Annotated in this window: 23 protein-coding genes and 1 other annotated feature; of the genes, 10 read left to right on the forward strand and 13 right to left on the reverse strand. The window is 41.2% G+C overall.

Annotated features, from left to right (window positions below):
• Positions 1-123 precede the first annotated feature (123 nt).
• Both BLR93_RS05645 and trpS read left to right on the forward strand, forming a co-directional pair.
• Entirely contained in the window at positions 124-492 is a 369-nt protein-coding gene (locus tag BLR93_RS05645; protein ID WP_093212010.1) for a DUF3899 domain-containing protein, read from the forward strand.
• Positions 493-550: 58 nt separating this feature from the next.
• Positions 551-774, forward strand: a binding site (T-box leader).
• A 100-nt stretch (positions 775-874) separates the two neighbouring features.
• Positions 875-1,870 (forward strand): tryptophan--tRNA ligase, encoded by a 996-nt coding sequence (trpS, locus tag BLR93_RS05650; protein WP_093212398.1) that lies wholly within the window; start codon positions 875-877, stop codon positions 1,868-1,870.
• Positions 1,871-2,404: 534 nt separating this feature from the next.
• Here trpS and BLR93_RS05660 read toward each other — a convergent pair.
• The 4 genes from BLR93_RS05660 to BLR93_RS05675 form a co-directional block, all read right to left on the reverse strand.
• Positions 2,405-3,172 carry a YjbA family protein gene (locus tag BLR93_RS05660; protein ID WP_093212014.1) on the reverse strand — a complete coding sequence of 256 codons (768 nt, stop codon included), beginning with the start codon at positions 3,170-3,172 and terminating at the stop codon, positions 2,405-2,407.
• A gap of 204 nt (positions 3,173-3,376) precedes the next feature.
• Positions 3,377-3,577, reverse strand: coding sequence for a YuzI family membrane protein (locus tag BLR93_RS05665; RefSeq protein ID WP_093212016.1), 201 nt, complete (start codon positions 3,575-3,577; stop codon positions 3,377-3,379).
• Positions 3,578-3,724: 147 nt separating this feature from the next.
• Positions 3,725-4,966 (reverse strand): beta-ketoacyl-ACP synthase II, encoded by a 1,242-nt coding sequence (gene fabF, locus BLR93_RS05670; RefSeq protein WP_093212018.1) that lies wholly within the window; start codon positions 4,964-4,966, stop codon positions 3,725-3,727.
• A gap of 38 nt (positions 4,967-5,004) precedes the next feature.
• Complete coding sequence (locus BLR93_RS05675) at positions 5,005-5,940, reverse strand: beta-ketoacyl-ACP synthase III (protein ID WP_093212020.1); 936 nt, start codon at positions 5,938-5,940, stop codon at positions 5,005-5,007.
• A gap of 176 nt (positions 5,941-6,116) precedes the next feature.
• Here BLR93_RS05675 and BLR93_RS05680 point away from each other — a divergent pair, with 176 nt between their 5' ends.
• Positions 6,117-6,344, forward strand: a complete 228-nt coding sequence (locus BLR93_RS05680) for a hypothetical protein (RefSeq protein WP_093212022.1) — start codon at positions 6,117-6,119, stop codon at positions 6,342-6,344.
• Here BLR93_RS05680 and BLR93_RS17725 read toward each other — a convergent pair.
• The 3 genes from BLR93_RS17725 to BLR93_RS05690 form a co-directional block, all read right to left on the reverse strand.
• A complete protein-coding gene (locus BLR93_RS17725; RefSeq protein ID WP_139184393.1) occupies positions 6,334-6,546 on the reverse strand; it encodes a hypothetical protein in 213 nt (70 codons plus the stop codon). The genes BLR93_RS05680 and BLR93_RS17725 overlap by 11 nt on opposite strands.
• A gap of 305 nt (positions 6,547-6,851) precedes the next feature.
• A complete protein-coding gene (locus BLR93_RS05685; protein ID WP_342720290.1) occupies positions 6,852-7,826 on the reverse strand; it encodes a BMP family ABC transporter substrate-binding protein in 975 nt (324 codons plus the stop codon).
• An 84-nt stretch (positions 7,827-7,910) separates the two neighbouring features.
• Positions 7,911-8,561, reverse strand: a complete 651-nt coding sequence (locus BLR93_RS05690; RefSeq protein ID WP_093212026.1) for a Rossmann-fold NAD(P)-binding domain-containing protein — start codon at positions 8,559-8,561, stop codon at positions 7,911-7,913.
• Positions 8,562-8,708: 147 nt separating this feature from the next.
• On the opposite strand from BLR93_RS05690, the gene BLR93_RS05695 reads away from it, so the two are divergent.
• Positions 8,709-8,885, forward strand: a complete 177-nt coding sequence (locus BLR93_RS05695) for a YjzD family protein (RefSeq protein ID WP_093212028.1) — start codon at positions 8,709-8,711, stop codon at positions 8,883-8,885.
• 78 nt (positions 8,886-8,963) lie between these two features.
• Here BLR93_RS05695 and BLR93_RS05700 read toward each other — a convergent pair whose 3' ends face one another.
• The gene (locus BLR93_RS05700) at positions 8,964-9,311 is read right to left on the reverse strand and encodes a hypothetical protein (protein WP_175559253.1); all 348 of its coding nucleotides are present in this window, start codon (positions 9,309-9,311) and stop codon (positions 8,964-8,966) included.
• A gap of 134 nt (positions 9,312-9,445) precedes the next feature.
• On the opposite strand from BLR93_RS05700, the gene BLR93_RS05705 reads away from it, so the two are divergent.
• Positions 9,446-10,273, forward strand: a complete 828-nt coding sequence (locus BLR93_RS05705) for an undecaprenyl-diphosphate phosphatase (RefSeq protein WP_093212030.1) — start codon at positions 9,446-9,448, stop codon at positions 10,271-10,273.
• An 89-nt stretch (positions 10,274-10,362) separates the two neighbouring features.
• On the opposite strand, the gene BLR93_RS05710 is transcribed toward BLR93_RS05705, so the two are convergent.
• Positions 10,363-10,674, reverse strand: a complete 312-nt coding sequence (locus BLR93_RS05710; protein WP_093212032.1) for a metal-sulfur cluster assembly factor — start codon at positions 10,672-10,674, stop codon at positions 10,363-10,365.
• 90 nt (positions 10,675-10,764) lie between these two features.
• Positions 10,765-11,529: an alpha/beta fold hydrolase gene (locus BLR93_RS05715; protein WP_093212034.1), complete on the reverse strand. Its 765-nt coding sequence runs from the start codon at positions 11,527-11,529 to the stop codon at positions 10,765-10,767.
• Positions 11,530-11,682: 153 nt separating this feature from the next.
• Between BLR93_RS05715 and BLR93_RS05720 the strand changes: the two genes are divergently transcribed.
• The 3 genes from BLR93_RS05720 to BLR93_RS05725 all read left to right on the forward strand — a co-directional run bounded on the left by BLR93_RS05720 (position 11,683) and on the right by BLR93_RS05725 (position 13,005).
• Positions 11,683-12,513: a Cof-type HAD-IIB family hydrolase gene (locus tag BLR93_RS05720; protein WP_093212036.1), complete on the forward strand. Its 831-nt coding sequence runs from the start codon at positions 11,683-11,685 to the stop codon at positions 12,511-12,513.
• 136 nt (positions 12,514-12,649) lie between these two features.
• Entirely contained in the window at positions 12,650-12,799 is a 150-nt protein-coding gene (locus BLR93_RS17955; RefSeq protein ID WP_175559254.1) for a hypothetical protein, read from the forward strand.
• Positions 12,800-12,801: 2 nt separating this feature from the next.
• Entirely contained in the window at positions 12,802-13,005 is a 204-nt protein-coding gene (locus BLR93_RS05725; protein WP_093212038.1) for a DUF3813 family protein, read from the forward strand.
• A gap of 49 nt (positions 13,006-13,054) precedes the next feature.
• On the opposite strand, the gene BLR93_RS05730 is transcribed toward BLR93_RS05725, so the two are convergent.
• Positions 13,055-13,504: a hypothetical protein gene (locus BLR93_RS05730; RefSeq protein ID WP_093212040.1), complete on the reverse strand. Its 450-nt coding sequence runs from the start codon at positions 13,502-13,504 to the stop codon at positions 13,055-13,057.
• 122 nt (positions 13,505-13,626) lie between these two features.
• Here BLR93_RS05730 and BLR93_RS05735 point away from each other — a divergent pair, with 122 nt between their 5' ends.
• Positions 13,627-13,890, forward strand: coding sequence for a NifU N-terminal domain-containing protein (locus BLR93_RS05735; protein ID WP_093212042.1), 264 nt, complete (start codon positions 13,627-13,629; stop codon positions 13,888-13,890).
• A gap of 64 nt (positions 13,891-13,954) precedes the next feature.
• On the opposite strand, the gene BLR93_RS05740 is transcribed toward BLR93_RS05735, so the two are convergent.
• On the reverse strand, positions 13,955-14,803 hold the full coding sequence (locus BLR93_RS05740; protein WP_093212044.1) for a YitT family protein: 849 nt from the start codon (positions 14,801-14,803) through the stop codon (positions 13,955-13,957).
• Between the two features lie 383 nt (positions 14,804-15,186).
• Between BLR93_RS05740 and BLR93_RS05745 the strand changes: the two genes are divergently transcribed.
• On the forward strand, positions 15,187-16,047 hold the full coding sequence (locus BLR93_RS05745) for a DegV family protein (RefSeq protein WP_093212046.1): 861 nt from the start codon (positions 15,187-15,189) through the stop codon (positions 16,045-16,047).
• Between the two features lie 257 nt (positions 16,048-16,304).
• Here the strand turns inward: BLR93_RS05745 and BLR93_RS05750 are convergent, their stop codons facing one another.
• On the reverse strand, positions 16,305-17,819 hold the full coding sequence (locus BLR93_RS05750; protein WP_093212048.1) for an alpha-amylase family glycosyl hydrolase: 1,515 nt from the start codon (positions 17,817-17,819) through the stop codon (positions 16,305-16,307).
• Positions 17,820-17,875 lie beyond the last annotated feature (56 nt).

Here is a 17,875-nt window from a genome sequence, read left to right on the forward strand (position 1 = left end):
AAGGCAGTTTAGCGAAAGAACTTTCTGATTTTATCCATATATTCACTTGGCAGCAGAATACATTTCACCGACCTATTCAGTCATGCTATAATACTTCATATCTATTGTAAGGTTGGTGCATATATGAACTTTTTAAAAAACAAATGGATCCTGCTTGCCATTAACTTGACCGCCAGCCTCGTTATCTTTTTGGCCAGTACGCCTGGATTGCAATTGGAACATTTCATCAATGCGCTCTTCTATGTCGGCGGTATTTATTTTTTCGTTGGCTTGTTTTTATGGGTAGTGCGCGGGCGTTTTTTTGACGGAGTTACCGTTGGTTTCCAAAAAACATATGAACGTGTTTTCAAAAGAAGAGACTATCTGTCAGAAGCTGAAGAAAAAGCACTGCCATCAGATAAAGTAAGTAAATCCCTAATCAGTATGTTCATGTTCCAGGCAGCTTTCCTGCTGGCTGTCATGCTCCTCTTTCTGGCGCTGTTCTATCTCTGATCAGGTTATCTTGCAATTGGCCGGCTTTTTATATATAATGCCATTACAAATAAATGTATAGCAAGCGATGATAAAGATAAGTACAAACTCCCGCTGGATGTCAGAGAATCTGTGGTTGGTGGAAACAGATACCATGGAGTATTGGAATTGGGCTTTAGAGCTGTGTTTAGCAGTACAGTTGTTAATCACCGTATTCCCGGCGTTACTTGGGAGCCATGAGCAATTAAGCGATCTCTTTCAAAGAGATAACAAGGGTGGCACCGCGGTTCATTCGTCCCTTCTACGAGGGGAAAGGAATGAGCTTTTTTTATTTGCTCAGAATCCATTCCATTCACTTGAGCCTATCTTTATCAGACTTGCTTGCTGCAAAGAGGTGAAAGAAATGAAGACAATATTTTCAGGAATTCAACCGAGTGGTACTCTAACCCTCGGAAATTATTTAGGTGCCATGAAACATTTTGTGGACCTGCAGCAGGAAAACGATTGTTATTTTTGTATTGTAGACGAACATGCTATCACTGTTCCACAGGACAGACTGAAGCTTCGTGATAACATCCGTTCATTGGCCGCCCTTTATTTGGCATCAGGGATAGATCCAGAGAAATCGACCCTGTTTATCCAATCAGAAGTAGCTGCCCATACCCAGCTGGGCTGGATGTTACAATCAATTAGCTATATCGGTGAGTTGGAACGCATGACTCAATTTAAAGACAAGGCTGCCGGTAAAGAGACCGTCTCCTCTTCTTTACTTACCTATCCGCCGTTGATGGCTGCTGATATCCTGCTTTATAAAACGGACATCGTGCCTGTTGGAGAAGACCAAAAACAGCATTTGGAGCTGACCCGGAATTTGGCTCAGCGGTTCAACCATAAATTCAACGATATATTTACGATTCCAGAGGTGAGCATTCCTAAAACGGGTGCCCGGATCATGTCCCTTCAGGAACCGACTAAAAAAATGAGTAAATCCGATTCCAATCAGAAAGCCTCTATTTTCATGCTGGATGACGAAAAGAAAATCGAGAAGAAAATTAAAAGCGCGGTTACAGATTCAGAGGGCATTGTTAAATTCGATAAAGAAAATAAGCCAGGTGTCAGTAACCTATTGTCCATTTATGCCAGCTGTACCGGGGAATCAATTGCTGAATTGGAGAAGAAATATGAAAACAAAGGTTATGGGGACTTTAAACAGGATACTGCTGAAGCAGTCATCAATGTACTTAAACCTCTCCAAGAGCGTTATTATCAATTGATTGATTCAAAAGAACTTGATGATATTCTTGATTTGGGAGCAGATAAAGCCGAAAGAGCTGCATCCAAAATGCTTGCTAAAGCAAAGAAAGCAATGGGATTGGGAAGAGTCAAAAAGAAACGATAACAAAAGAGGCCGGATTCCCGAGGACACTGAAAAAGTCCTTTTTAATCTAAAGGGGCTGTCAACGTTTGTAGGTCATTCACGAATTGCTTGTCAGTGGATGCTGCCGCAGGCGTCACCACCGATCGCCCATCGCGGAATCGATAGAGGCCAATTTAAAAAGAGTGATTTTCTTTGATTTATAAAAGAAAATCACTCTTTTTTCTTGTACAATGAAAATAATACATAAAAGTGAGAGATTCGATGCTAGACCGTCAATTATTCATGAATGTAAGTCAGTACGGAGAGCTCTACGAGATGGTGGCCCCTAAAGACGATGACGTCATTGACCGAGTAGCTCATTCCGTCGTAAAACGTCTTAAAAACAAAAACCTTTTAGATCTCCTGATTGGAAAGACCGTGGAGGTCGTTCTTGAAATTAGACGAAAAGCAGTTTGTGTGAAATTAAATTCCACACAAACTGCTTTTTTAAAATTCTACCTATCATAGAGCTTCAGTTTTTCAAAGCCCTCGGTTTTCCGGCCTCTCTTATATACTTCATAACATTCGCTTATAAGTATTTTGCTGTTCCTGATTTTGCTCTAATTCATACATTTTTTCAAAAAACGGCTGGCCCTTTACGAGTTTCGAACAAAGCTCTTCATGTGATTTACTCCAGCCTGAGCAAACGCCATCGTATAATGACTGCCATGCTTCCTCAAAATCCATCTCTCTAATCCTTGAATACTGGTCAGGGTGCCATTCCGTCAACCAGTACCTTACCTCTTGCAAATTCTTCGTTCCTTCCAGCTGATCAAGGGCCATCATCAATAATTGCTTTAACTGCCGTTCTTTTCTCGTCAAGCCCAACATGGAATCCGGCGGAAGTGACAGGATATGGTACTCTTTTTCTTTTTGCTCGGGGGAAAAGGCGAACTCCAACCGATTAGTACCCTCAATTAGATCGTAAACCAATCGCTCCTGCCTAGGAATCAGACGGCTTTTCCTTACAGGCAAATGATAGCCCATCGTATCAATCGCAAGAATCGAGTGACCGTCCGTTATTACACAGGAATATTCCAATGAAATACGTTCCTGGTTCTTTCTTAAATATGCCTTTTTGTGGATAGCTTCTAATAAACTTTTGGGAAGATCCTGCAAATCATTTTCGATATAGTAGTACAGCATTTCATCAATAAATAAAATTGGCACCTGGTCTAACAATTCAATGCCGTCTTCCTTTCTCCATTCATGAAATGCACACACGTTATAGCCGTTTTCTTCACCTTCAAACCAATTCACCCATACATCATGTAAATACAGCATGTCGAACCCCCGCTTTATTAATTGGATCGTTAGAGATTTTTTGGACAATTCCATGGCGATAAGGCATCTTCTTTCATTAAGCCGTCCATCATCTTGTTGCTTTGTCCATGATTGCAAAGCAATACTGATCACAGTTAATCTTTTACGATACATTATGGCCAATAAAGGAATATTTATTCTAACTAACCTAATAATTAACAGGTATTACTCGGGATATTTGTGAATGGCGATAATCAGGAGAAGCAGCCCTATCGGGAAGAAATAACATTCCAACCTTCCCTTCATAAACAAAAAGTAATTAAGCCAAGAAAGACCGCCTGGAATGAAATTCAAGTATAAAATGATGGTTACTCCTCCCGAAACGGCCAATCCAAACCCTATTAAAAATAATAGAATATACCCCACCACACGTCCCCCTGCCTGTCCAATTCTTTTTATATAATATGTAAAACCATTTGGGAACATGTCCATATTTCGCGGAAAAAGCTTTAGATAGCGGGGAAGATGGCAGACATAAAAAGCCCCCTATCCGCTCGCGATAGGGGGCTGAGATTATCCTTGATATTTTTTAAAAATTAAAGTGGCGTTGTGTCCGCCGAAGCCTAATGAATTGCTTAACGCATACTCATATTCAAGCTTTCTTGCCTTATTAGCAACGTAATCCAAATCACATTCCGGATCAGCTTCCTCCAAGTTAATGGTTGGCGGTACGATACTGTCTTCAATAGATTTCACAGAAATAATTGCTTCGATGGCACCTGCCGCACCAAGTAGATGGCCTGTCATCGATTTAGTAGATGACACTGCCAGTTTTTCAGCGTGGTTGCCAAATACCTGCTTAACAGCTTTTGTTTCAAACGGGTCATTTAGCTCTGTACTAGTACCATGAGCATTAATATAAGCAATTTGCGATGGCTCAATGCCTGCATCGTCAATCGCCTGGTTCATCGACCTTACTGCACCCTCGCCTTCAGGAGCAGGGGAAGTAATGTGATAAGCGTCGCCTGCAGAACCATAGCCGACAATTTCCCCATAAATTTTTGCTCCGCGTTTTTGGGCTGATTCCAAGGTCTCGATGACAAGAATTCCAGAGCCTTCTCCCATAACAAAACCATCTCTATTTTTATCAAATGGACGACTTGCAGTATGCGGATCATCATTAAAAGTCAACGCTTTGGCAGTAGAAAAACCAGCAAATGCCATTTTAGTCAATGGTGCTTCTGCCCCGCCGGTAATCATTACGTCTGCATCACCGCGCTCAATGACTTTGAATGCATCGCCAATGGAATTTGTCCCTGAGGCACATGCAGTTACAGTACAAGAGTTAATACCTTTCGCACCTAGCTGGATAGATACTTGTCCAGCTGCCATATCAGGAATAAGCATTGGTACAAAGAAAGGGCTCACCCTTCGATATCCTTTTTCCTGGAATTTTTCAAATTGCTCTTCATATGTTTTCATACCGCCGATTCCGGAACCAATCCAGACTCCGACACGCGGTGCAATTTCTTCCGTTATCTCCAGTTCAGCATCTTCAACTGCCATTTTTGCCGCAGCAACAGCATACTGGGTAAATAAATCCATTCGTTTTGCTTCTTTTTTCTCCATATAGTTGACTGGATCCCAGTCTTTTACTTCACCGGCTACTTTTGCCGGAAAATCGTCTTTATTAACTTTGGTCAAATAATCTATCCCGGAGTTGCCATCGACGATGTTTCCCCACATTGTTTTTACATCATTTCCGACAGGACTGACAGCTCCCAGTCCAGTAATAACTACGCGTCTTTTCTCCATTTCATGTTCCTCCTTCTCTAACCTGTCCAGTTAGCATTTTATCTTCCCCATTTGAATGCAACTGCACCCCAAGTAAGTCCCCCTCCAAATCCTACGAGAACGACCAAATCATCTTCTTTTATTTTACCGTTTTTAACTCCCTCAGACAAAGCAATTGGAATAGATGCAGCTGAAGTATTACCGTATTTCTTAACGGATGTCGCCATCTTTTCTACCGGAATACCCAATTTTTCTCTGGCTGCTTCCATAATCCTGATATTTGCCTGATGGGGAATCAAGTAATCGACATCTTCTTTTTTAAAACCAGCTTTTTCTACCACGTTTACCGAAGATTCAGGCATTTGGCGTACAGCAAATTTAAACACTTCTCTGCCATTCATGCTCAAATAATCTTCATCTTGGAACAGATATTTCCCGCCTGATCCATCAGCACCTAGTTCAAACGATAAAATACCTCTGTCATCGCTTACCGGTCCGATCACAGCGGCACCAGCGCCATCGCCAAATAGTACACATGTGTTACGGTCAGACCAGTCGGTGATTTTCGATAATTTTTCTACACCTATTACAAGAATATTTTTATAGACCCCTGTATCAACAAACTGCTTCGCGGTTATCATACCATACATGAAACCGGAACAAGCAGCACTTAAATCCATCGCTGCCGCTTTGGAAGCCCCTAATCTTGCCTGCAACATACAAGATACTGATGGGAACGGCGTATCAGGAGTTACTGTTGCTACAAGAATAAGATCAAGGTCTTCTCCTGTAATCTCGGCTTCTTCCAAAGCATTGACAGCAGCTCTGTAGGCCATATCCGAAGTATCCATATCGTCCTCTGCAATTCGTCTTTCTTCAATACCAGTTCTCGTTCTAATCCATTCATCATTGGTTTCCACTATTTTTTCCAGGTCAAAGTTGGTAAGAACCTTATCCGGGACATAATGTCCAGTACCTGTAATACCTGCTTTCATATATTACCTCTCCTCATCAAACAGAGTTTAATATCAATTATTAAGACTTGGTACTAATTTTAATTGATATTGATATTTTATTCAAGTATTTAACAGACTATTCTCCTCAGAGCATGACGAAAGCCTTCTCTTATTGGGGAACCTTTCAATAAACTAATTACAGGAGGTGAACCTCAATGGCACAACAGCAAAAAAATAACGAACAAGAAAGAATCAACCGGTTTGACGCAATGATGTTCGGCGCCAGACAACCACAGCCGGTTCCGCAAAAAACGAAAAAAAAACCTGCAGAAAATGAAGACTTTGACTTATTCGGAACAGCCCAAACCGTCATGCAAACCTATCAACAACTATCCCCCTACGTAAAAGAAATCTCAAACATGGTAAAAAAATTCAAAAAGTAACACCAAAAGCGAAGGCGACCGGAAATTGCCGTATGGAATGGACTGGCACGCAGGAGATAAAGGAAACACGAGGAGTATAACGAATCAATGTTGACTTATCGGACGGAGTGACAGGAAGTCCAATAGGCAATGGGAGCCGGAGCTGGACGACACCAAAAGCGAAGGCGAATTGAGGGGAAAAATGGATTGATATATGATCCACTCCCCCTTTTATGCTCTACTGTGGCCGTATTGATCCACTTTCCGGGATTTTCGCTCTACTTCGCTGCAAAGTCGATCTTCTTCCGCGGGTTTTCGCTCTACTTTGGCCGTATTGATCCACTTTCCGAGATTTTCGCTCTACTTCGCTGCAAAGTCGATCTTCTTCCGCGGGTTTTCGCTCTTCTTTCCTCCAGAGTTGATTCTTTATCCGGGATACTCGCTCTGTTACGGCGTAATTAATTCACTTCTTTTCACACGAAACAAATAAAGAAAGGAATGTTTCCAATTGGAAGCATTCCTTGTATATTAACGTTCATTAGGGAGTAATCCGGTTTCTTTATATTCTTCTACTTCTTCTCTTATCTTTTCTACGAAGGACCTAGGTACTTCGGGACTAAACTTGCCCAAGGTAATTACTTCGTCTTCAAAGTCATAGGTCTCCACATTTCCTTCCAGTTCACCTTCATTAAATTTCCGGGCCGCAAGCAGATAAATTTTATCGACATGCTGGATGGTACTTGTCAAGACTGTGTTTTCCCCTAGGATTGATTGGTCGGAAACATAACCTATCGCATAAAGACCTTTTTCCTTAATCTTGTTTATGACCGGGATACTAAACTGATCGCCTGTAGGGTAGAAAACATCTACTTCTTTGTTAACCATTTGTGTTAATAATTTCAATGCTCTCTCGTTATCATTCCAATTATTGACGAAGTTCATATGTACATACGCGTCTGGATTTTGATAATTGACCCCTTCATAAAACCCCTCGATTTCCGGCTGCCATTCAAATGCCCCGATCAAGCCTACATTATCCGACTCAGTCATTTCACCTGCAACCATGCCGCTGAAAAAACCCATCGCATGTGAACTGAAGTTTAAGCTTGTCAAATTTTCACCGGTATAGCCGCCATTAAAATAAACAAAGTGAATATCCGGATATACTTCATTTATATCATCAAACATTTTTCCATACGTACTGCTGTGGCCAAAAATTAAGTTGACGCCTTTGTTAGAGAATTCTTCGACAGCGCGGTTGACATCCTGCTGGTTTTTAATGCCCTCTTTAAAAAAGACATCGACATCGTATTCATCTTTTATTTCCAGTAATCCTTGATAACCTTTATTTCCCCATGTCTGATCATGGATGGAGTTTTCAACCAGCATGCCAACCTTTTGAATATTTCCTCCACCTACAGACGAGCATCCCGCCAGCAGAATAATGATAAAAGATAGTATGAGTACTAAAAGAGTTGCTGATTTCGTCTTCAATACGTGCACTCCCATTCGGCAATAGTGTCTATTACTATTCTACCGTCTTAGCCCTTGTCCGTAAACGCTTGTCATTGTTACATTCTTATTACATTAGTAAAAATGCCGATGAAATCGATAGTGTTCTTCCAATGTTTTGATCCTTTTTTGCAAGTCTTGGCTTTCTTTCACCGGGAAGACAGCGTCCCCGCTTTGGCGATCATTCTTTTCCGTATCGGAAAGCTCTATTCTAATTATGCCCGTTTGGCTATTAGACTCTAATAACTCAAGCAGCCCTTCGGTAAAGTCCTCAATATATACTGCCTGAGTGACAAACTGGTCGGAATCAAAGCAAATGATGCCCCCGTCCGGATCACAGAGGCCATTATCTGTTCTTGGCATCCACTCTCCATAAAGAAGCGGAAGTTTAATGTGGAGACAACTTTCTTGTTCCATCATCTCTGCATCCTTCCTGGTCCGGCTTAATACCAAGTGTTTATCTGTTTGTATGCTTTCCATAATGGGTTGCGTACGCTGGCTTTCTAATTGGATGATAGCTTGTAATCGATTATCTTCCAGGCAGTTTTTACACTCCTCCAAATTTTTATACAAATGAAAGGAACTGTTTCTTGCCAAAAAAGATAAAAAATTTTCTTGTTTCTTTGTTTTTGCTTCCCCTATTCCGACCACCTGATTCCCCTCGTGCAGTAGTTTCTGAACTATATGAAAGCCAATCCAGTCAAAACAAGGATATACCATGTACATGTTTACCACCCCTTTTTTCCCTGGCTCCTTAATACCTGTCAATCATCAAAAAGTGAGCTCGCTAAATTTTAACAACAATCTTGTTTATTTTTTTACAAGCTTCTGATAAACTATCATTAGAATGTGTAGATAAATGGGGTGAAATAATTGCGTTATCTATGGACAATTATTTGGTCGTTCTTACTTAGCTTTTTGATCTCTTATGTGCTGTCAAGCATGGGTGGAGAGTCATTGCCGATTAACCAGGTTCTTATAATGACAGTGATTTTTGCTGTAGCAATATTCATCTTAGGAGAAGGAGCTCTTAAAGAAGAAACAGAATAACCAGCTCCTGCTAAATAATGATTATTGGAAACCCTTGCCCACAAGGAGATGGCAAGGGTTTATTATTAGTCAAAAACCTTAATACCACGGCAGAGCACTTAGTGCGACCAGTGCTGTCAATGGCAGTACCAAACGCCTGAATCTTTGGCCGGGATAACCGTACCCATAGCCAGGATATCCATAGCCTGGGAAGCCATAGCCAAGATAACCAAAACCAAATTGGCGGTCCTCGGAGTAATAAGGATAGTGGCCCATTGGCTCCGGCGAACCGGCCTGGATAGGGATTGCTAAATAAACAAAATCTTCATCTAAGTCTGTAATGATGCCATCCACCTTTGTTCCATCATTTAATTCAGCTAGTACATAAGCATTCATATGTGCTTTGCACTGCTCATATATATGGTGGTGGCTGTGTGGTCTATTCATATCTGACTACCTCCTTCACACTTCAGCCTATTCATTTGAACCTAGGTGTGTGACAGGGGTGCAGACATTGTACATGCTGCTAATATATTTTATTAAAAGATAAAGCATAGCTTTGCGATTGCAGGAGGAGAAACATGGATTCACTCACTAATTTCTGGTTACTTATCAAGTATTTATTTTTAGGATTGTTTCAAGGCTTCACAGAACCAATTCCGATATCATCAAGTGGGCATCTTGTCCTGTTAAGAAATATTTTCCAACTGGATGATATACACGGACTGTCCTTTGAAATCTTAGTAAATGCCGGGTCTTTGGTCGCTGTCTTGATTATTTACCGGGAAGATATCTCGAGGTTGATTCAAAATGGAGTTAGCTTTTTAGTCAACAAACAAGAAGAAACGCGGGAAGACTTCAATTTCATTTTATATTTGATTGTTGGAACAATTCCAGCCGGCGTGATTGGCATATTATTTGAAGAGCAAATTGAGAATACATTCAGCTTTTCCAAAATGGTCGGAATTACCTTGATCATCACCGGGATTGCTTTGTGGATCATTCGTAATATCCAGGGATATAAAAATGACGGGGAAATCACCTTCAAAGACGCGCTTATTGTCGGGATTGCCCAGGCTGTAGCGCTCATTCCGGGAATCAGCCGCTCTGGGGCTACCATCGTCGGTGCGATGCTGCTTGGCATGCATAAAGAAACCGCTTTGCGCTATTCTTTTCTGCTTTATATACCGGTAAGCCTTGGTACGCTGGTGCTCAGCATTGAGGAAATAGTTACTGATGATCAGTTTAGTGCGCTGTTTATTCCTTATTTACTGGCATTCATGGCATCGATTATTGCCACGTATTTTTCATTAAGATGGTTTATGAATATCATGGCCAAAGGTAACCTAAAATATTTTTCTTTCTACTGTTTTATCGTCGGAATACTTGCGATACTTTTCTTGAAATAAAAAAAGGGGAGGAAAGCTAAATGCTTTCCTCCCTTTTTTGTATAAAAATAGTCCCTTACTCAGCGGCAAGGGACTGTTTCATCTTGATATTAATCAGGAATTCCAAGGGCGATTTTAGCATACCTGGACATTCGATCTTTTGACCATGGCGGATTCCAGACAATGTTTACCACTGTTTCTTTTACTTCAGGTAAATCGCTCATGACAAACTTAACATCCTGTTCAATATGACCAGCCAGCGGACAGCCCATTGCAGTCAACGTCATTGTAACGGTTGCTACACCTTCATCATCCAGATCTACTCCGTATACTAGACCTAAGTTCACAATATCTATCCCGAGTTCCGGGTCAATAACATTTTCAAGTGCGCCCATTAAATTTTCTTGTAAAGCTTCCTCCATCACGTTCAACCTCCTCATGTTTGGTTCTTCTTATTATAAACATAAATCCGGGATTTTTTAAATGATAATCCTTATAAGCGTAAAATCTCTTTACAGCTGCATTTCAAACCAATTCACTGTTTCCAGGATAGCAAACCTGCTTACTTTGTGGCCGCGCCCAACTTCCCGCAGGAACCGTATGCTCTCTGGATTTTTATAATAAGGAACAGCTTCATTGTAAAAACTGTAAGAGTGGTCGAAAGGAACAACAGCATCTGCTTCACCATGCCAGAAAAAGATCGGCCGTCCATGTAATTTATCGATTTGCTTGGATAAATCAATATTGCTTAATTGCTGGAAGATTTGTTCGATTTCTGCTTCCGTCATGGCAATTCCGCCTTCAGCTTTTTTCATCTGCTCCACCAACGCTTCGGCATACGATGTTATTTTTGGAGACCCCATCAATATTGCTGAAGCTTTTATCCATGGATATTGTGTCAAAGCAGCAGCAGTTGTTATTCCACCCATGCTTGTTCCAGCTAATCCCAACCTGCCATCAAGCAACAATTGTTTATCTTCTAGTGTATCCTTGATTGTCTTTACATCCTTTATATTTTGACCAACAATATTAAAAAACTGCAAATTCATTTCATCGGCAGAAATGTCTTCCGATCTTTCGCCGTGCAGCATGCAATCCGGCAAAACGACACGATATCCTTTCTCGGCTAATAAGTAGGCGAGCGGCAAGTTATGTTCTTTGGCACTGGTGTACCCATGGAAATATGTAAGCACTGGTAATGGTTGGTCACTTTTTTGGGAATCGACAACAACTAGTAAAGGGATTTCCCTCCATTTTTCTTTAAAAACGCTGATCATTATCTCTGTTCCTCTCATATTAGAATTCTAAGGCTCACTTCCATCATAATATTTCCAATCACAACTTGCAAAACAAACAGTAAATTTAACCCAATCTTTACAGATCGTCCTTTCCCTTATAAACTATACTTACAATAAGAGGTGATTAAATAAATGAAAAACAATCAGCACATGATAGCATTGGACTTGGATGGAACATTACTGACAGATAAAAAAGTGATCAGTGAAAAAACAAAGAACGTCATCATGCAAGCAAAGCAAGAAGGCCATATCGTGGTCATTGCTACCGGTAGACCGCATCGGGCCAGTATTGATTTTTATCATGAATTGGCGCTCGATACACCGATGGTGAACTTTAACGGCGCTTTAATTCACCATCCTTTAGATAAAAAGTGGGAAGCACTTCATACCCCCCTTCCCAACAGGACTGCCAAAAAAATCATTCAGACCTGTTACGAACTGGAAGTCAACAATATAATGGCAGAGGTCGAGGATACCATTTACCTGGACCAATATGACGAAGAATTAATGGAAATTTTTCATACAGACCAAAGCAATCCTGTTACTGTCGGCAGCCTGAAAAACCATTTAAGCGAGGATCCAACTTCTTTGTTGATCCATCCGCAGGAGGAACACATTAAAGAATTGAGAACCCACTTGGACGATAAACATGCGTCGGTAATTGAGCATAGAAAATGGGGCGCACCGTGGCATGTGATCGAAATTGTCCGGAAAGGGCTAAGTAAAGCAGTAGGTTTGAGAAAGATCGCCCATTATTATGGGATTCCCCAATCGAGGATCATTGCGTTCGGTGATGAAGACAACGATTTGGAAATGATCGAGTATGCCGGTGTTGGGGTAGCGATGGATAATGGAATTGATGAATTAAAAGTCTTAGCCAACCATGTCGCTGCTTCAAACGAAGAAGATGGTATCGGAGCCTTTTTAGAGGAATACTTAAAACTAAATCAAAAAGCCATTTAACCTGCCATGATTTTCAAGTCATCATCTTAACTGCTCTGTTCATACTAAGGCTGAACGCATAACAGCGTTCAGGCTTTGTTTATATGCTGGACTGGTTACTTCTCAAGGCAAGCATTTCTTTCTAGGGGGAATAGAAATGAGCAAACGCAGTAAATCGAAGCGTCTTACGCAGCAAGGGGCAGACTCAGTAAAAAAGCATGATGAAAAATTCCCTTACCGTGAACGATTTACCGATGTAGAGCGGAAACGTGAAGAAGCAGACCAACATACTTTGGGAGGTTTTTAACGATGGCTAACAATTTCATGGAACAAGCAAGAAATGCGATGAACCGTTTAACCAACATGAGAAACGGTGGACAAAACGTCAGTGAACAAGAAAAACAAGCTGCAAGAAATGCTATCCAATCTGCTTATACAAGCGCTTCTCCGGAAGAACAGGAGCAGTTGCAACAATTGGAGCAGCAGTTGCAGCGCAATAACGAACTTAGTTAATCGATGACAAAGTAAGGCAGCACCTCTTCCGGGTGCTGTCTTTTTCATGTTATTTACTTTTGCTCGAACAATAGATGTTTACGGTTATTGCCAAGACGTATGCAAATAACGCATGGCCGCTTACCCAGTATCCAAGAGCCAGCAGATCATCTGGCGACTCTATCTCCTGGATAAAAAGAATTGTGAGCGGAAAATAGGTGGCTGCAGCGACTGCCGCTATCCCTGCTGCTGCCAACAACCGTTTTTTCCAGGAGAAAATTTGCTTTTTCCACAAATAAAAGCAATAGACGACTCCTATTGCCCAGGAAATAATGACATGGAATAGCCACTCTATGAGCTGTTGTTCATATCCCGCTAGTATCGGGATGAAATCGACATTAAGTAACAATGTGTACACCTGTTTGTCCGTCAACGCTTCAACCATCCATAGATAGCAACCGAGCAAAACACCGGAAATTGTTCCTGACACCAAACCTGCAATCGTTATTTTTTTTAGCAAAAAGTTCTTCCCTCCTGCCAGCAGTCTTCCCCACAGATGACGAGCTTAATGATAATTCCTTTTGTAAATTGAGTTTTTCTGCTATTATGGACGTAAATATGCGTTACATAGGAGGACAAGCAATGAGTGTACGAGTGGATTCTACCCCGAACCCGAATGCAATGAAATTTACAACTGACTCGATGATTTTCCAAGGAAATGACAGTGTGTCAGTAATGCCTGGCCAAACGAGTGAACATAAAGTGCTTAATGATCTAATGGAACTTGAAGGAGTCGACAATGTTTTTGGTTTCCAAAATTTCATCACTGTTAACAAACAAGTGGATGCTGAATGGGAACAGTTATCCCCTCAAGTAGAAGAAATTTTAAACAATTACGGCTATTAAGATAGGAAAAAGGTGTCCAACTAATGGACACCTTTTTTAATCCTTATAAAAAGGAAACACCTATTTAGTCATTCCTTCTGAAAAATCCAAAGATGCCAGTTGTCTGCACGACATTAGTGAACGCCTTTGGATCCACTTCTGTAATAATTCGCTCCAAGTCATATAACTCATACCTGGTAATTACCAGTACCATCATGTCTTTATCTTCCCGGGTGTATGCCCCTCGAGCAGGCAGGATAGTAATTCCCCGAATCATCTTATCATGGATTGCTGTTTGGAGCTCTTCCGCCTTTCTTGTCACAATCATTGCAGTTACCTTTTCATGGCGGGTATGAAGAGCATCAATCACCCGTGTCGTTACATATAAAGTCAATAAAGTATATAAGGCATTTTCTGCTTCGTAAAGCAACCCTGCAACAACGATGATGCCGCTGTTGATGACGAGAAAGAAATTACCGATTGGCTTATCTTTCATCCGCGATAATACCATGGCTACAATATCAAGCCCACCGGTGGAGGCACCCCATTTCAAGGTCATTCCAACACCAATACCACCCATTACTCCGCCAAATACTGCATTTAAAATAATGTCTTCGGATAATGGCCTGACTGGAAGCACTTCTAAAAAGGCTGTAGTGAAAATAACCGAAATGACACTATAAATAGTAAAGCCCTTTCCGACTTTATACCATCCTAAAATCGCAACTGGAATGTTTAATATAAATAAAATGATACCTGTACTTACTCCTTCTATATTGAAGAAGTCCTGAAAAATACTTGATAAAAGCTGTGCAATCCCGGTGAATCCGCTGGCATAAACATTTGCCCCTATCAGGAAGAAATTCAACGCGATTGCATTCAAGATAGCCCCTACCATTACAATGAAAATTCTTTTTGCTTCTATAAAAAACATGACTGCCTCCTTCGTTTATCAGAGCCTATCTACTTTTCTTGTTTTCCACGGAAAGGACAACAAACCGCTGATCGTTTCTGCCATCCTGATCTCACATGGCAGCCCCCATTGACTGGTCACGCCTTAAGCTCTTCTTATCGTTTCCCATATGTATGAAAAGTAAGCTTCTTTTTTCCATACCCGCCAAATAAATGAGATAATCCTTCCCTTTGAAGTAACGGCAATATCCGCTTAAGGCTGCTTTTCTTTTTAACAGTAAATAACGATAAAAGTTTTGACTATCGATTTAGGGAAGCTTACACTATAAGTAAACCAGAACGTACTTTTAAACATTTTTATTATTTTATGCAAAAATAAAAAGTAATATAAAAGGTGGAAAAACAATGAATGTAAAGATTATTGCTGATTCTGCATGTGACCTTTCCCAGAGCTATTATGAAAAGTACAATATTGATATGGTATCACTGACAGTCCAGCTCGACAATGAAAACTTTGAAGACGCCCGGACAATTTCAGCAAAAACTGTTTATGATGCTATGAGAGCGGGCAAAGCTCCAAAGACTTCTCAAGTAACCCCCCACTCCTTCCGAGATATTTTTGAAAAATACGCGAAACAAAACCAGCCTTGTATTTATGTAGGTTTTTCTTCAGAGTTATCTGGTACATACAATGCCGGAAGAATGGCGCTCCAAGAGATAAAAGAAGAATTTCCTGACTGGCAGGCTCAAGTAATAGACAGCCGCTGCGCTTCACTTGGTTATGGACTAGTCGTAATCCGGGCAGCTCAACTGGCGCAACAAGGAGAAAGCTTTGACCAAATTGCCGAAACTGCTCAATACCATGCTTCCCATATGGAGCATATTTTCACTGTAGACGATTTGGAATATTTGTACCGCGGCGGACGTGTCAGTAAGACAGCTGCTTTCGTAGGATCTTTACTTAAAATAAAACCTTTGCTCCACGTAGAAGAGGGTAAACTAATCCCACTCGAAAAAATTCGGGGTTCTAAGCGTGTACTGAAACGCATGCTGGATGTTATGGAAGAACGCGGACATGATCTGGCCAACCAGCCAATTGGCATCAGTCATGGAGATGACCTGGAAAACGCCAGCCAGCTGGCAGAAATGATCAAGGAAAGGTTTCACACGGATAATGTCCATATCGAAATGGTCGGTTCCTCCATCGGAGCACATGCCGGCCCTGGAACGATTGCATTGTTTTTCTTAAATGACGCTTATAAGTGAAGGTAGCAAAGGAGCACCGATACTGGTTCGGTGCTCCTGCTTTTTATTTGTTGATCTACTTTCTCTGGCTTTCGCTCTGCTTTCCGTCCGAGTCGCTCCTCTTTCGCCGATAGTTGATCTACTTTGGATTTATTGATCTACTTTCACCGGTTTTCGCTCTGCTTTCCGTCCGAGTCGCTCCTCTTTCGCCGATAGTTGATCAAGTTTCCAGATGGGGGAAAGCATTTTTGCCGCTACAGGAAAACTCCAAGAAAAGCTTAAGCTTCTAGCTTTTTCCCTTTCCTGCTTAGGTATATAACAGAAAATACAAATCCAATAAACACAAACAGGATAAATGATACAAGCAGCCAGTTTATTCCCTTATCTTTTTCGACAATATAAACCTCTGCCGTTTCTCTGTCCAAGCCAATTTTGAAATTCCCTTCCCGATCAGCACGTACTGTATTGTCATGTAATAGGCCACGCAGCTGTTTATCATTTTCCAGGTCGTTAATTGTAATCGCTTTTGTGGTGGTATCATTATTGATTGCTACATAGACTGATTCGTTCTGGTACGTTTTCTTGAAGACAGCCATTCCTCCATCCGTACTGAAAGATTCAATGTTTCCTTCTGTAATCGCTGGAAACCGCTGGCGGATGGCTGATAACCGTCCAATATATTTTGACAGCTCTTCATCCCCGCTGTTCAGCTGGACTGTCCGGTGATCTGGCACGTTCTCTCCATTATCTATAGCAACTTCTGAGCCTTGATAAACAATCGGCGTACCAGGCCCTAAATATAAATAAGTTAATCCGAGTTTCCACCGTGTGATAGGGTTTTGTTCATTTTCGACAGCCCTCCTTGTAAATCTTATTGTATTTTGGTTATCAAGGAAGACTCCAGTACCCGACAACTGATCCTCCGGCCGTTTCGGTAAAATGTCGGCGAGGGAATTACCTGGTGAACTAAATGTATCTGCAAGCTGCTGATAGACAGCATAATCAATTACCAAGTCTATCCCTGCCTCACGATATTCCTTAAGCATGCTATCGTCATTCTTCCGCCAATCAGCTATTAAGCTGAAGTCGGAATTTGCCGCCCGCAGTTCAGTTGCAAAATCTGCTACAAATGAAACAGGGGTAGCTGGATTTATGTTGATTCGATACCCATCGAACCCTACTTCTTCTAACCAATAGCTGCCAGCTTCCTTCAGTTGATTGGCAGCTTCGCTGTTCTCTAAATTTATTTGCGGGAGCCCTTTCAGCCAAGGTGTCTGGATATTGGTTTCTGCTTCTGCGCTTCCATCATTATCCAAATACCACGTTTGTTTACCATTATCCTCCAACCATAGGTGCGACGGCGCAGTATAATTAATGACAAAATCCATATACACCTTCATATCCCGTGCATGTGCTTCTTTGATCAGTTGCTTGGCAGCTTCGATTGTGCCTAAATGCTGTTCGATCTTGGTAAAATCGGTAACAAAGTATCCATGGTAACCGCCAGCTTCATTTTCCATGAGCGGGCTGATATTTATCGCAGTAAAACCCAACTCCTTCAAATCATCCAACTGTGATATGATTCCTTGAATATCTCCGCCATGAAAGGCATTTGGATCTTCAATATCGATATCTTGATCATTATCAAAGTTCCCGTTGACATACCGATCAACCATGGCATAATAAATGGATTCATCTGTGATTGTACGTTCTTCTTGTTCTACAGCACCAACTGTTTGTGAGTAAAAAAGAAGAAACGGCAGGACAGCCGCTGCTGTTAAGATTCTTTTCACAATCCGTTCCTCCTAAGCGATGTTATGTTCAATAAGCAGAAACTGCTTTCATAGTA

It is taken from the genome of Sediminibacillus albus, assembly GCF_900101125.1.
In the GTDB taxonomy this organism is placed as follows: Bacteria; Bacillota; Bacilli; order Bacillales; family Amphibacillaceae; genus Sediminibacillus; species Sediminibacillus albus.

Coding starts and splice junctions, on each gene's coding strand:
- BLR93_RS05710 (WP_093212032.1), bottom strand. CDS start 10,674: ATGGAGGAAGCTTTACAAGAAAATTTAATGGGCGCACTTGAAAATGTT.
- BLR93_RS05720 (WP_093212036.1), top strand. CDS start 11,683: ATGAAAAACAATCAGCACATGATAGCATTGGACTTGGATGGAACATTA.
- BLR93_RS05715 (WP_093212034.1), bottom strand. CDS start 11,529: ATGATCAGCGTTTTTAAAGAAAAATGGAGGGAAATCCCTTTACTAGTT.
- BLR93_RS05645 (WP_093212010.1), top strand. CDS start 124: ATGAACTTTTTAAAAAACAAATGGATCCTGCTTGCCATTAACTTGACC.
- BLR93_RS05660 (WP_093212014.1), bottom strand. CDS start 3,172: ATGCTGTATTTACATGATGTATGGGTGAATTGGTTTGAAGGTGAAGAA.
- BLR93_RS05680 (WP_093212022.1), top strand. CDS start 6,117: ATGGCACAACAGCAAAAAAATAACGAACAAGAAAGAATCAACCGGTTT.
- BLR93_RS05705 (WP_093212030.1), top strand. CDS start 9,446: ATGGATTCACTCACTAATTTCTGGTTACTTATCAAGTATTTATTTTTA.
- BLR93_RS05675 (WP_093212020.1), bottom strand. CDS start 5,940: ATGAAAGCAGGTATTACAGGTACTGGACATTATGTCCCGGATAAGGTT.
- fabF (WP_093212018.1), bottom strand. CDS start 4,966: ATGGAGAAAAGACGCGTAGTTATTACTGGACTGGGAGCTGTCAGTCCT.
- BLR93_RS17955 (WP_175559254.1), top strand. CDS start 12,650: ATGAGCAAACGCAGTAAATCGAAGCGTCTTACGCAGCAAGGGGCAGAC.
- BLR93_RS05690 (WP_093212026.1), bottom strand. CDS start 8,561: ATGTACATGGTATATCCTTGTTTTGACTGGATTGGCTTTCATATAGTT.
- BLR93_RS05700 (WP_175559253.1), bottom strand. CDS start 9,311: ATGAATAGACCACACAGCCACCACCATATATATGAGCAGTGCAAAGCA.
- BLR93_RS05725 (WP_093212038.1), top strand. CDS start 12,802: ATGGCTAACAATTTCATGGAACAAGCAAGAAATGCGATGAACCGTTTA.
- BLR93_RS05745 (WP_093212046.1), top strand. CDS start 15,187: ATGAATGTAAAGATTATTGCTGATTCTGCATGTGACCTTTCCCAGAGC.
- BLR93_RS05735 (WP_093212042.1), top strand. CDS start 13,627: ATGAGTGTACGAGTGGATTCTACCCCGAACCCGAATGCAATGAAATTT.
- BLR93_RS05740 (WP_093212044.1), bottom strand. CDS start 14,803: ATGTTTTTTATAGAAGCAAAAAGAATTTTCATTGTAATGGTAGGGGCT.
- trpS (WP_093212398.1), top strand. CDS start 875: ATGAAGACAATATTTTCAGGAATTCAACCGAGTGGTACTCTAACCCTC.